The sequence below is a fragment of the Salmonella sp. SJTUF15570 genome, assembly GCF_043357055.1.
Lineage (GTDB): Bacteria > Pseudomonadota > Gammaproteobacteria > Enterobacterales > Enterobacteriaceae > Salmonella > Salmonella enterica.
This window is the reverse complement of record NZ_JBEUKJ010000005.1, coordinates 383,563-395,315: the sequence shown is the minus strand read 5'-3', so window position 1 is coordinate 395,315 and position 11,753 is coordinate 383,563. Positions and strand designations below refer to the sequence as shown.

Genomic DNA, 11,753 nt, shown 5'->3' with positions numbered 1-11,753 from the left:
AAGTTTTTGAAGTTCAATTTGCAAAGTGTATCGCACTTCGGCCCGCCACGTAAAAATGTCGGTGGATAACTGGCGTAAATGTCGTCAATTAGCCGGAGAAATAGCTAAAGCTGATGCTTTTTAAGCAAGGCGCGAAACTGGTGGTAGGTGAGCGCCAGCAAATCGGCGGCTCGTTTCTGGTTAAATTTCGCCTGCTGTAAGCTACGTTGCAGCAGCGCTTTTTCCTGTTGCAGTTGAAACTCACGTAATTTGAGCGGCAGGTCAGGCGTGACGGATGCCGCTGGCAGGGCGGGCGTGGGCGGTTCGGCGGGATGGCGTTGAAAAGGATCGATAACAATTTCATCCAAAGGTTGTTCACTACTGCCGTGGCGATACACTGAACGTTCGACTACGTTTTTCAGCTCGCGGACATTACCTGGCCAGGCGTAATGCAACAACGTTTCTTTTGCCCGATCGGTAAAACCGGGAAATAAGGGCAGACGTAGCTCACGACACATCTGAATAGCAAAGTGCTCGGCCATCAGCATGATATCGCTCTGGCGTTCGCGCAGCGGCGGCAGTTGTACAACATCAAAAGCCAGCCTGTCGAGCAGATCGGCACGAAATGTCCCTTCCTTCACCATGGCGGGTAAATCGGCATTAGTGGCGCATACTAATCGCACATTAACCTGTAACGGCTGGCTGCCGCCGACGCGCTCTAGCTCGCCATATTCAATCACCCGCAGCAGCTTTTCCTGTACCAGCATCGGCGCTGTCGCCAGTTCATCCAAAAACAGCGTGCCGCCATCGGCGCGTTCAAAGCGACCGGGATGGCGTTTTTGCGCCCCGGTAAAAGCACCCGCTTCATGACCAAACAGTTCGGAGTCCAGCAGATTTTCGTTAAGCGCTGCGCAGTTAAGCGAGATAAGCGGCCCCTGCCAGCGTGAAGAGAGATAGTGCAGGCGATTGGCGATAAGTTCTTTACCCGTCCCGCGTTCGCCAATAATCAGCACTGGCTTATCCAGCGGCGCGAGCCGGGAGACTTGTTCCAGTACTTCAAGAAAACGGTTTGCCTCGCCGAGCAGGTTATCTTTAAATTCAGCCATGATGAAAATCGCCACTTGTTAGTGTTTTTCACCACTTTATCCTTTTTTGCTGGCGAGGTAAAACGAAATAATTCCTTTACTATCAGTGATATGAAAAGTTGGCACGCAAATTGTATTAATCATGTAGCAGGGCATCGCCCGTTATCAGAACATTATGTGAGGATTGAATTATGGGTATTTTTTCTCGTTTTGCCGACATCGTGAACGCCAATATCAATGCGTTGTTGGAAAAAGCGGAAGATCCGCAGAAGCTGGTGCGCCTGATGATTCAGGAGATGGAAGATACGCTGGTGGAGGTTCGCTCGAACTCCGCGCGTGCTTTAGCGGAAAAGAAACAGTTATCCCGTCGTATTGAACAGGCCACGACTCAGCAGACCGAGTGGCAGGAAAAAGCGGAACTGGCTCTGCGCAAAGATAAAGACGATCTGGCGCGCGCCGCATTGATTGAAAAACAAAAGCTGACCGATTTAATTGCTACGCTTGAACAGGAAGTCACGCTGGTGGATGACACGCTGGCGCGCATGAAGAAAGAGATTGGCGAGCTGGAAAACAAACTCAGCGAAACACGCGCTCGCCAGCAGGCGCTGATGCTGCGCCATCAGGCGGCAAGTTCTTCCCGCGATGTCCGTCGTCAGCTTGACAGCGGTAAACTGGATGAAGCCATGGCGCGGTTTGAATCCTTTGAACGTCGTATCGATCAAATGGAAGCGGAAGCGGAAAGCCATCGTTTTGGTAAGCAGCAATCGCTGGACCAACAGTTTGCCAACCTGAAAGCCGATGATGAAATCAGCGAGCAGCTGGCGCAGTTGAAAGCCAAAATGAAGCAAGATAATCAATAATGACAATGGCGGCGCCGGTACGCGCCGTCGCTCATCAGCTTTAGGTGTAAGGAGAACGCATGAGCGCGCTATTTCTGGCCATCCCGTTAACCATTTTTGTGTTGTTTGTGTTACCGATTTGGCTGTGGCTGCATTACAGCAACCGCGCCGGTCGGGGAGAACTGTCGCAAAGCGAGCAGCAACGCTTACTGCAACTCACAGACGACGCGCAACGTATGCGCGAGCGCATTCAGGCGCTGGAAGACATTCTTGATGCAGAGCATCCGAACTGGAGAGAGCGCTAATGGGTGGAATCAATCTGAATAAAAAACTATGGCGTATGCCGCAAAAGGGCATGGTGCGTGGCGTTTGCGCCGGGATCGCCGACTACCTTGATGTACCGGTAAAACTGGTGCGTATTCTGGTCGTGCTGTCGATTTTCTTTGGGCTGGCGTTTTTTACCGTAGTGGCCTATATCGTTCTGTCTTTTGTACTGGACCCTATGCCGGATAATCTGGCCGCAGGCAAACCGCAGCCGACCAGCGGCGAACTGCTGGATACCGTAGACAGAGAGCTTGCCGCAGGCGAAAAGCGTTTGCGAGAAATGGAACGCTACGTCACGTCAGATACGTTCACACTGCGTAGTCGTTTCCGTCAACTTTAAGTGTTATATCGGGAAGGTGAAGATGAATACTCGCTGGCAACGCGCCGGGCAGAAGGTGAAGCCCGGCTTCAAAATAGCAGGTAAGCTGGTTCTGTTGACCGCGTTACGCTACGGGCCTGCCGGCGTGGCGGGATGGGCGGTAAAATCCGTCGCCCGTCGTCCGCTAAAAATGTTGCTGGCGTTTGCGCTGGAGCCAGTACTTCGTAAGGCGGCGAATAAAATTTCGCAGCGTTACAAATAGCGAGTCTGGTCATAATATTTCGTTAAGCTCTGGCGTATAGTGTGTGCGAAATACATTACGTGTCAGGACGGAAGTATGTTGAAAAAAGGAATATTTGCGTTAGCGTTATTCATAGCCATGCCGCTTTATGCCGCAGAATACTGGATAGATGTCCGCATTCCGGAACAATATCAACGAGAGCATATTCAGGGCGCGATTAATATCCCATTGAAGGAGATTAAATCTCATATCGAAACGGTAGTTCCAGACAGGAACGATACGGTAAAGTTATATTGCAACTCCGGACGACAGTCGGGCATGGCAAAACAAATGTTGCTTGATATGGGGTATACGCACGCGATGAATATGGGCGGCATCAGTCGTCTTGATATGCCGAAAGTAAAAAAATAGATAATCTATTGCTCAATACTCATACTAACCGCGGCGCTTAATGCGCCGTTGTTGATCTCTCCGGGTAGTTGATAATAACGTTTTTGCACATATCTATAACGCAGGCTCGTTATTATTTTTCTTCTCTTCAGGCTCAACAGGATGTCAATGAAGCGACTTAAAACTGAACTCAACGCGCTGGTCAATCGTGGGGTAGACAGGCATTTGCGTCTTGCCGTAACCGGGTTGAGCCGCAGCGGTAAAACAGCGTTTATCACGGCGATGGTTAACCAGTTGCTTAATGTCCACGCGGGCGCGCGCTTACCGTTGCTCAGCGCGGTACGCGAAGAACGCCTGCTTGGCGTAAAGCGCGTGCCTCAACGTGATTTTGGTATTCCCCGTTTTACCTACGATGAGGGGATACTTCAGCTTTATGGCAATCCTCCCGCATGGCCCACACCGACGCGCGGCGTCAGTGAGATTCGGCTGGCGTTGCGCTATCGCTCCAACGACTCGCTGCTGCGCCATTTTAAAGATACCTCGACATTGTATCTGGAGATTGTGGACTATCCAGGGGAATGGTTACTCGATCTGCCCATGCTGGCTCAGGATTATTTAAGCTGGTCCCGTCAGATGAACGGCTTGTTACAAGGGCAACGCGCTGAGTGGGCCGCAAAATGGCGGCAACTTTGCGACGGGCTCGATCCGCTGGCGCCCGCCGATGAAAATCGGCTGGCGGAGATTGCCGCCGCCTGGACGGATTATTTGCATCAGTGTAAATCGCAGGGATTGCACTTTATTCAGCCTGGACGGTTTGTTTTGCCGGGCGATATGGCGGGTGCGCCAGCGTTGCAGTTTTTCCCGTGGCCGGATGTGGACGCCTTCGGCGAGTCAAAACTGGCGCAGGCGGATAAGCAGACCAACGCTGGAATGCTGCGCGAACGCTTTAACTACTATTGCGAAAAAGTGGTCAAAGGGTTCTATAAAAATCATTTTCTACGCTTTGATCGCCAGATTGTACTGGTCGACTGTCTGCAACCGCTTAATAGCGGGCCGCAGGCGTTTAATGATATGCGTCTCGCCTTAACGCAGTTGATGCAAAGTTTTCACTATGGCCAGCGGACTCTGTTTCGCCGCTTGTTTTCGCCGGTGATTGATAAATTGCTGTTCGCCGCGACGAAAGCCGACCATGTCACCCTCGACCAACATGCCAATATGGTGGCCTTGCTCCAGCAGCTTATTCAGGATGCCTGGCAAAATGCCGCGTTTGAAGGCATTAGTATGGATTGCCTGGGGCTGGCGTCGGTACAGGCGACCACCAGCGGCGTGATTGAGGTCAACGGTGAAAAAATCCCGGCTTTACGTGGAAACCGTTTGAGTGACGGCGCGCCGTTAACCGTGTACCCCGGCGAAGTGCCTTCGCGTTTGCCGGGACAAGCGTTTTGGGATAAGCAGGGCTTTCAGTTCGAAGCCTTTCGTCCGCAGGTGATGGATGTTGATAAACCATTACCACACATTCGTCTGGACGCTGCGCTGGAGTTTTTAATAGGAGATAAGCTGCGATGAGCGAACCGTTAAAACCGCGTATTGATTTTGCAGAACCGCTAAAGGAGGAGTCTACGTCGGCCTTCAAAGCGCAGCAAACTTTCAGCGAAGCGGAGTCGCGTACATTTGCGCCTGCGGCTATCGATGAGCGCCCGGAAGACGAAGGCGCGGCAGAAGCGGCAGTCGATGCCGCGCTGCGCCCCAAACGCAGCCTGTGGCGTAAAATGGTGATGGGAGGACTGGCGCTGTTTGGCGCGAGCGTGGTCGGGCAAGGCGTACAGTGGACAATGAATGCCTGGCAAACTCAGGACTGGGTCGCTTTAGGCGGCTGTGCCGCAGGCGCGCTGATCGTTGGCGCTGGCGTGGGATCGGTGGTCACGGAGTGGCGGCGATTATGGCGCTTGCGCCAGCGGGCGCATGAACGCGATGAAGCGCGTGAACTGTTACATAGCCATAGCGTCGGGAAAGGTCGCGCATTTTGCGAAAAACTGGCGCAGCAGGCGGGGATTGATCAATCACATCCGGCATTACAACGTTGGTATGCCGCTATTCACGAAACGCAAAACGACAGGGAAATCGTCGGCTTGTATGCGCATCTGGTACAGCCGGTACTTGACGCGCAGGCGCGACGTGAGATTAGCCGTTTCGCCGCGGAATCGACTCTGATGATCGCCGTCAGTCCGTTAGCGTTGGTGGATATGGCGTTTATTGCCTGGCGTAATTTACGCCTGATTAACCGTATCGCAACGCTGTATGGCATTGAACTTGGTTATTACAGCCGCCTTCGTCTGTTCCGTCTGGTGTTGCTAAATATCGCGTTCGCGGGGGCCAGTGAGCTGGTGCGTGAAGTCGGTATGGACTGGATGTCTCAGGATCTGGCCGCACGCCTGTCTACGCGCGCGGCGCAGGGGATTGGCGCAGGCCTCCTTACCGCTCGACTGGGAATAAAAGCGATGGAGCTATGTCGGCCATTGCCGTGGATCGACAACGATAAACCACGTCTCGGTGATTTTCGTCGTCAGCTTATCGGTCAGCTAAAAGAGACGCTGCAAAAGAGTAAGTCGTCGCCTGAGAAATGACCTTCCACAGGGCGCTGATTGCCTGGCTTTACGCCTCAGCGCCCGTTTTTCCGCCATGCTGTCAATATTTGTTGACAGAATCCTTCCTGCCAGCCGAATAGTGGCTTATCATCTATTTAATGGTTCATTATTCAGGTGAAGGTTCCCATGCGTCTGGAAGTCTTTTGTGAAGACCGACTTGGTCTGACCCGCGAATTACTTGATTTACTGGTGTTACGTAGCATTGATTTACGCGGAATCGAGATTGATCCCATTGGGCGAATTTATCTTAATTTTGCTGAGCTGGAATTCACCGACTTTAGCAGCCTGATGGCCGAAATCCGCCGTATTTCTGGCGTAACGGATGTCCGTACCGTTCCCTGGATGCCGTCCGAACGTGAACATCTGGCCCTGAGCGCGCTGCTTGAGGCGTTGCCGGAGCCGGTGCTCTCATTGGATATGAAGAGTAAAGTGGAGATGGCGAACCCGGCGAGTTGTCAGCTTTTTGCCCAGAACCAGGAGCGAATGCGGCATCATACCGCCGCACAATTAATCAATGGCTTCAATTTTCAGCGCTGGCTGGACGGTAACCCGCAAAGCTCCCATAACGAACATGTCGTAATCAACGGGCAAAACTTCCTGATGGAGATTACGCCGGTACATTTACAAAACGAAAATGACGAATACGTGTTGACCGGGGCGGTCGTGATGTTGCGTTCCACGATTCGTATGGGGCAGCAGCTACAGAATTTGTCCACGCAGGATCTGAGCGCGTTTAGTCAGATTATTGCCGTGAGCGCAAAGATGAAGCACGTCGTTGAGCAGGCGCGCAAACTGGCGATGCTCAGCGCGCCGCTGCTGATTACCGGCGATACGGGAACCGGCAAAGATCTTTTCGCCTATGCCTGTCACCAGGCAAGCCCTCGTTCAGCGAAGCCGTATCTGGCGCTCAACTGCGCTTCAATCCCGGAAGATGCGGTAGAAAGCGAACTATTTGGCCATGCGCCGGAAGGTAAAAAAGGCTTTTTTGAACAGGCGAATGGCGGCTCGGTGCTGCTGGATGAAATTGGCGAAATGTCGCCGCGTATGCAGGCGAAGCTGCTGCGTTTTCTCAACGATGGTACGTTCCGTCGCGTCGGCGAAGATCACGAAATTCATGTTGATGTCCGCGTTATCTGCGCCACGCAGAAAAATCTGGTGGAGCTGGTGCAAAAAGGACTGTTCCGCGAAGATCTCTATTATCGACTTAACGTTCTGACGCTTAATTTGCCGCCGTTGCGCGATTGCCCGCAGGATATTATGCCGTTGACCGAACTGTTCGTGGCGCGTTTTGCCGACGAACAGGGCGTTCCGCGACCGAAACTGTCTGCCGATCTGAGTACGGTCCTCACTCGTTACGGCTGGCCGGGTAACGTTCGCCAGCTTAAAAATGCAATTTACCGGGCGCTGACGCAGCTGGAAGGGTATGAGCTGCGTCCGCAGGATATCCTGCTGCCTGACTACGATGCCGCGACGGTGGCAGTCGGCGAGGATGCGATGGAAGGCTCGCTGGATGACATTACCAGTCGTTTTGAACGTTCTGTCCTGACCCAGCTTTATCGTAGCTATCCGAGTACGCGTAAACTGGCGAAACGGTTGGGGGTATCGCACACCGCGATTGCTAATAAGCTGCGTGAATATGGTCTGAGCCAGAAGAAGGGTGAAGAGTAGAAAAAAAGAAGGTCTCCGGATAGAGGCCTTCTTGTGACAAAAGAGCACCGCCTGTAGCACTGACAAACGTAGCGCCAGCAGGCGCTGGCTTATGCCTTCAGGACATTAAGCGCGGCGTCGTAATCCGGCTCGTGGGTGATTTCATCCACCAACTGGCTGAAAATAACGTTGTCGTTTTCGTCAAGCACGATGACTGTGCGCGCCGCCAAACCTTTCAGCGGGCCGTCAACGATTTCGACGCCGTAGTTTTTCAGAAACTCGTTATTACGCAGAGTGGAAAGCGTAATAACGTTGCTCAGGCCTTCCGCGCCGCAAAAACGCGACTGTGCAAAAGGCAGGTCAGCAGAAACGCACAATACGACGGTATTCTCCACTTCTGTGGCCAGTTGATTAAACTTACGAACTGATGCGGCGCATACGCCAGTATCAATGCTTGGGAAAATATTCAGCACTTTGCGTTTGCCTGCATATTGGCTGAGGGAAACGTCAGACAAATCTTTTGCGACAAGAGTAAAAGCCTGTGCTTTGCTACCAGCCTGCGGAATAACGTTGGCAACGGTGACCGGGTTACCCTGGAAATGTACAGTCTGTGACATAATTATGTTCCTATTTACTTATAGTTAACGTCGAAATCCAGTTTAAGTCATTATTCATTAACACGGCAAATACTATTTGTAGCAAGCCGCGTCCGGCGCTATCAGAGGGGAAGAGATGAGATCTGTTAAGGTATATGAGGAAACCTGGCCGTTACATACGCCTTTTGTTATTGCGCGTGGTAGCCGAAGCGAAGCGCATGTTGTCGTTGTCGAACTGGAAGAAGAGGGCGTAAAAGGCATCGGGGAATGTACGCCATATCCACGTTATGGTGAAAGTGATGCCTCGGTCATGGCGCAAATCATGAGTATTGTGCCTCAGTTGGAAAACGGGCTGACTCGCGAAGCATTGCAGAAACTGTTGCCGGCAGGCGCGGCGCGCAACGCGGTGGATAGCGCCTTATGGGATTTGCAGGCCCGCCAGCGGCAGCAAAGCCTTGCCGGGCTGCTCGGCGTGACGCTGTCCCCGGTTTTTACTACCGCGCAAACGGTAGTGATAGGCACGCCGGAACAGATGGCTGCCAGTGCGGCGGCACTATGGGAAAAAGGGGCGACGTTACTGAAAATCAAACTTGATGCTCGTCTGATTAGCGAACGTATGGTGGCGATCCGCTCGGCGGTGCCGGAGGCGACGCTCATTGTGGACGCCAATGAATCGTGGCGTCCGGAGGGGCTGGCGGCGCGTTGCCAGTTACTGGCGGATCTGAATGTCGCGATGCTGGAGCAACCGCTGCCCGCGCAGGATGACGCCGCCCTGGAAAATTTTATTCATCCGTTGCCCATCTGTGCAGATGAGAGCTGCCATACTCGCAGTAGTCTGAAAGCCCTGACGGGGCGCTACGATATGATCAACATTAAGCTGGATAAAACCGGCGGTCTGACCGAGGCGCTGGCGCTGGCAACGGAGGCGCGGGAGCAAGGATTCGGCCTGATGCTGGGCTGTATGCTCTGTACATCAAGAGCGATTAGCGCCGCGCTGCCGCTTATGCCGCAGGTGAGCTTCGCCGATCTTGATGGCCCAACATGGCTGGCGGTTGATGTTGAGCCTGCGCTACGCTTTACGACGGGTCAACTCCATCTTTAGGATGCCAGCGGAGCAGATTCGACATAGCCAGCAAGTATTTTTCGCTGGCTTCATCGGCGGAAACAGGGGGAAACTCGGCGGTAATGCAGTGCAGGTTGAGGTCGGCGCACCAGCTGCCAAACGAACCGGGCGTTTCGTAACCTACGCTGGTCACCAGCGGCAACGCAAACGCATCGGCCAGCCACTCGCCTAGCTCGCTGCGACGTGGATCTTCAATGCAGGCTAGCGGATCGTGAAAAGAGACGACCCAGGCGGGTTGGAGTCGATGAATTAACTGGCAAAGCGCCTGGGTTTCCGGTTCTGAGCCGGGATGGTCGCCGGTTAGCAGCACGACATCACGCTCTTGCGCGCGGCTATTCCAGCGATAAACTGTCTCACCCGCTTTCCAGTTGGCGGCGGGAAAGTTACGGTTTAGATCAATGCCATTCGCATTTGCCCTTAACCCCAGTTGACAGCCATCAGGATTAACGGCAAGTACGACATGATGACGGCGAAGGGACGGATTTAAGGTGCGTAACGCACAGGAGAGCGTCACCACGGATGAGGTTTCATCCCCGTGGGTGCCAGCCAGTATCAGACCGCTTTCGCGATTGGCGGCAGGCGCCGGAAACCAGATTAGCGGCGCGCCTAGTAGCGAACGTCCATAATGTTCAGTGCCTGGCGGAAATGCGCCGCGCTCGGCACGGGGGCGGGTGACAGTCATACACGTTTCCCGAAGCTGAGACCAGTAGGGTAATCATCGTAGTGTTGTGTAAAACCCGCCGATTATCAAATGGTTTCTATTTACCCTCTTGTATGGCGCGATATCAACTTTCTGGCGGAAGATAATTGCATTTCTTTCTGCTGAAACAAATAATTACGTTGTCATTTAACTCATCTTTGAGGAACTTCTATGAGGCATTCTGTTTCAGTAACCTGTTGTGCGCTGTTGGTTAGCAGCTTTTCCCTGGCATATGCTGCGGATGTTCCCGGCGGAACGGTACTGGCAGAAAAACAAGAACTGGTGCGTCATATCAAAGATGAGCCCGCTTCGTTAGATCCAGCGAAAGCCGTTGGGCTGCCTGAAATTCAGGTGATCCGCGATCTGTTTGAAGGGCTGGTTAACCAGAACGAAAAGGGTGAAATTATCCCTGGCGTCGCCAGCCAGTGGAAGAGCAATGATAATCGTATCTGGACGTTTACGTTGCGGGATAATGCGCAATGGGCCGATGGAACGCCGGTGACCGCCCAGGATTTTGTCTATAGCTGGCAACGCCTTGTTGATCCCAAAACGCTTTCCCCCTTCGCCTGGTTTGCCGCTCTGGCTGGCATCACTAATGCGCAAGCCATTATCGACGGTAAAGTCACGCCGGATCAGCTTGGCGTCAGTGCCGTGGACGCGCACACTTTGCGTGTTCAGCTTGACAAGCCGTTGCCCTGGTTTGCCAGTCTGACCGCCAGTTTTGCCTTTTATCCGGTCCAAAAAGCGAATGTTGAAAGCGGCAAAGACTGGATGAAGCCGGGAAAACTGATTGGCAATGGCGCGTATGTTCTTAAAGAGCGCGTGGTAAATGAAAAACTGGTGGTCGTGCCTAATACGCATTACTGGGATAACGCGAAAACGGTACTGCAAAAAGTGACATTTTTACCCATTAACCAGGAGTCGGCTGCGACGAAACGTTATCTTGCCGGTGATATTGATATCACCGAATCTTTCCCTAAAAATATGTACCAGAAATTATTGAAGGATATTCCAGGGCAAGTTTATACGCCGCCGCAATTAGGGACTTATTATTATGCGTTTAATACGCAGAAAGGGCCGACGGCGGATTCCCGCGTTCGTCTGGCGCTAAGTATGACCATTGATCGCCGTTTGATGGCGGAAAAAGTCTTAGGTACCGGTGAAAAACCGGCCTGGCATTTTACACCGGATGTTACGGCAGGATTTAAGCCCGATCCTTCACCGTTTGAACAAATGAGCCAGGAAGAACTTAACGCCCAGGCGAAAACATTGCTGCGTGCAGCAGGCTACGGATCGCAGAAGCCGCTTAAATTAACTCTGCTTTACAATACCTCAGAAAACCATCAGAAAATCGCGATTGCGGTGGCGTCAATGTGGAAGAAAAATCTGGGGGTGGATGTGAAATTGCAAAACCAGGAGTGGAAAACGTATATCGACAGCCGTAATACCGGTAATTTTGATGTTATTCGCGCCTCCTGGGTGGGTGATTACAACGAACCGTCGACTTTCTTATCCTTATTAACGTCCACGCATACGGGGAATATTTCACGCTTTACTAATCCGACTTATGACAAAATCCTGACGCAAGCGACGATGGAAAATACCGCCGAAGCACGTAACGCGGATTACAATGCAGCGGAGAAAATTTTAACGGAACAAGCGCCTATAGCGCCTATTTATCAGTATACCAATGGCCGGTTAATTAAACCGTGGGTAAAGGGATACCCCATTACTAACCCGGAAGATGTGGCCTATAGCCGTACAATGTATATCGTGAAGCACTGATGCGTACTGGTTACCTTTTGATGAAAGGTAACCACTGCCAAACTCAGAACTGGCGCGGCTTGCAGCGCCAGTTTCTTCTT

At 52.5% G+C, this 11,753-nt stretch carries 13 protein-coding genes; 10 read left to right on the top strand and 3 right to left on the bottom strand.

Features of this window, described 5'->3' with window-relative positions; translation table 11 throughout:
- Positions 1–104 precede the first annotated feature (104 nt).
- On the bottom strand, positions 105–1,085 hold the full coding sequence (gene pspF / locus ABVN44_RS12920) for a phage shock protein operon transcriptional activator (protein WP_023231240.1): 981 nt from the start codon (positions 1,083–1,085) through the stop codon (positions 105–107).
- A 170-nt stretch (positions 1,086–1,255) separates the two neighbouring features.
- On the opposite strand from pspF, the gene pspA reads away from it, so the two are divergent.
- The 8 genes from pspA (at position 1,256) to tyrR (ending at position 7,490) form a co-directional block, all read left to right on the top strand.
- Positions 1,256–1,924 (top strand): phage shock protein PspA, encoded by a 669-nt coding sequence (gene pspA / locus ABVN44_RS12915; RefSeq protein ID WP_000511006.1) that lies wholly within the window; start codon positions 1,256–1,258, stop codon positions 1,922–1,924.
- 59 nt (positions 1,925–1,983) lie between these two features.
- Positions 1,984–2,208, top strand: coding sequence for an envelope stress response membrane protein PspB (pspB, locus tag ABVN44_RS12910; protein ID WP_001274953.1), 225 nt, complete (start codon positions 1,984–1,986; stop codon positions 2,206–2,208).
- Complete coding sequence (pspC, locus tag ABVN44_RS12905; RefSeq protein WP_000508938.1) at positions 2,208–2,567, top strand: envelope stress response membrane protein PspC; 360 nt, start codon at positions 2,208–2,210, stop codon at positions 2,565–2,567. Before pspB ends, pspC begins: the two co-directional genes overlap by 1 nt.
- Positions 2,568–2,589: 22 nt before the next feature.
- Positions 2,590–2,808 carry a phage shock protein PspD gene (pspD, locus tag ABVN44_RS12900; protein WP_001097607.1) on the top strand — a complete coding sequence of 73 codons (219 nt, stop codon included), beginning with the start codon at positions 2,590–2,592 and terminating at the stop codon, positions 2,806–2,808.
- Between the two features lie 75 nt (positions 2,809–2,883).
- Positions 2,884–3,198: a thiosulfate sulfurtransferase PspE gene (gene pspE, locus ABVN44_RS12895; RefSeq protein ID WP_000913428.1), complete on the top strand. Its 315-nt coding sequence runs from the start codon at positions 2,884–2,886 to the stop codon at positions 3,196–3,198.
- A 147-nt stretch (positions 3,199–3,345) separates the two neighbouring features.
- Positions 3,346–4,743, top strand: a complete 1,398-nt coding sequence (locus ABVN44_RS12890; protein WP_000825858.1) for a YcjX family protein — start codon at positions 3,346–3,348, stop codon at positions 4,741–4,743.
- Positions 4,740–5,801, top strand: coding sequence for a YcjF family protein (locus tag ABVN44_RS12885; protein WP_023231241.1), 1,062 nt, complete (start codon positions 4,740–4,742; stop codon positions 5,799–5,801). The genes ABVN44_RS12890 and ABVN44_RS12885 overlap by 4 nt, the downstream gene beginning before the upstream one ends.
- A 147-nt stretch (positions 5,802–5,948) precedes the next feature.
- Positions 5,949–7,490, top strand: a complete 1,542-nt coding sequence (gene tyrR / locus ABVN44_RS12880; protein ID WP_001235484.1) for a transcriptional regulator TyrR — start codon at positions 5,949–5,951, stop codon at positions 7,488–7,490.
- 89 nt (positions 7,491–7,579) lie between these two features.
- Here the strand turns inward: tyrR and tpx are convergent, their stop codons facing one another.
- Positions 7,580–8,086 carry a thiol peroxidase gene (gene tpx, locus ABVN44_RS12875; protein ID WP_023231242.1) on the bottom strand — a complete coding sequence of 169 codons (507 nt, stop codon included), beginning with the start codon at positions 8,084–8,086 and terminating at the stop codon, positions 7,580–7,582.
- Between the two features lie 115 nt (positions 8,087–8,201).
- Here tpx and ycjG point away from each other — a divergent pair, with 115 nt between their 5' ends.
- Positions 8,202–9,167 carry an L-Ala-D/L-Glu epimerase gene (ycjG, locus tag ABVN44_RS12870; protein WP_001258076.1) on the top strand — a complete coding sequence of 322 codons (966 nt, stop codon included), beginning with the start codon at positions 8,202–8,204 and terminating at the stop codon, positions 9,165–9,167.
- On the opposite strand, the gene mpaA is transcribed toward ycjG, so the two are convergent.
- Positions 9,142–9,870: a murein tripeptide amidase MpaA gene (gene mpaA / locus ABVN44_RS12865; protein WP_000219107.1), complete on the bottom strand. Its 729-nt coding sequence runs from the start codon at positions 9,868–9,870 to the stop codon at positions 9,142–9,144. The genes ycjG and mpaA overlap by 26 nt on opposite strands.
- Positions 9,871–10,059: 189 nt before the next feature.
- Between mpaA and ABVN44_RS12860 the strand changes: the two genes are divergently transcribed.
- A complete protein-coding gene (locus ABVN44_RS12860; protein WP_001216563.1) occupies positions 10,060–11,673 on the top strand; it encodes an ABC transporter substrate-binding protein in 1,614 nt (537 codons plus the stop codon).
- Positions 11,674–11,753: the final 80 nt, after the last annotated feature.

Coding starts and splice junctions, on each gene's coding strand:
- pspF (WP_023231240.1), bottom strand. CDS start 1,085: ATGGCTGAATTTAAAGATAACCTGCTCGGCGAGGCAAACCGTTTTCTT.
- pspA (WP_000511006.1), top strand. CDS start 1,256: ATGGGTATTTTTTCTCGTTTTGCCGACATCGTGAACGCCAATATCAAT.
- pspB (WP_001274953.1), top strand. CDS start 1,984: ATGAGCGCGCTATTTCTGGCCATCCCGTTAACCATTTTTGTGTTGTTT.
- pspC (WP_000508938.1), top strand. CDS start 2,208: ATGGGTGGAATCAATCTGAATAAAAAACTATGGCGTATGCCGCAAAAG.
- pspD (WP_001097607.1), top strand. CDS start 2,590: ATGAATACTCGCTGGCAACGCGCCGGGCAGAAGGTGAAGCCCGGCTTC.
- pspE (WP_000913428.1), top strand. CDS start 2,884: ATGTTGAAAAAAGGAATATTTGCGTTAGCGTTATTCATAGCCATGCCG.
- ABVN44_RS12890 (WP_000825858.1), top strand. CDS start 3,346: ATGAAGCGACTTAAAACTGAACTCAACGCGCTGGTCAATCGTGGGGTA.
- ABVN44_RS12885 (WP_023231241.1), top strand. CDS start 4,740: ATGAGCGAACCGTTAAAACCGCGTATTGATTTTGCAGAACCGCTAAAG.
- tyrR (WP_001235484.1), top strand. CDS start 5,949: ATGCGTCTGGAAGTCTTTTGTGAAGACCGACTTGGTCTGACCCGCGAA.
- tpx (WP_023231242.1), bottom strand. CDS start 8,086: ATGTCACAGACTGTACATTTCCAGGGTAACCCGGTCACCGTTGCCAAC.
- ycjG (WP_001258076.1), top strand. CDS start 8,202: ATGAGATCTGTTAAGGTATATGAGGAAACCTGGCCGTTACATACGCCT.
- mpaA (WP_000219107.1), bottom strand. CDS start 9,870: ATGACTGTCACCCGCCCCCGTGCCGAGCGCGGCGCATTTCCGCCAGGC.
- ABVN44_RS12860 (WP_001216563.1), top strand. CDS start 10,060: ATGAGGCATTCTGTTTCAGTAACCTGTTGTGCGCTGTTGGTTAGCAGC.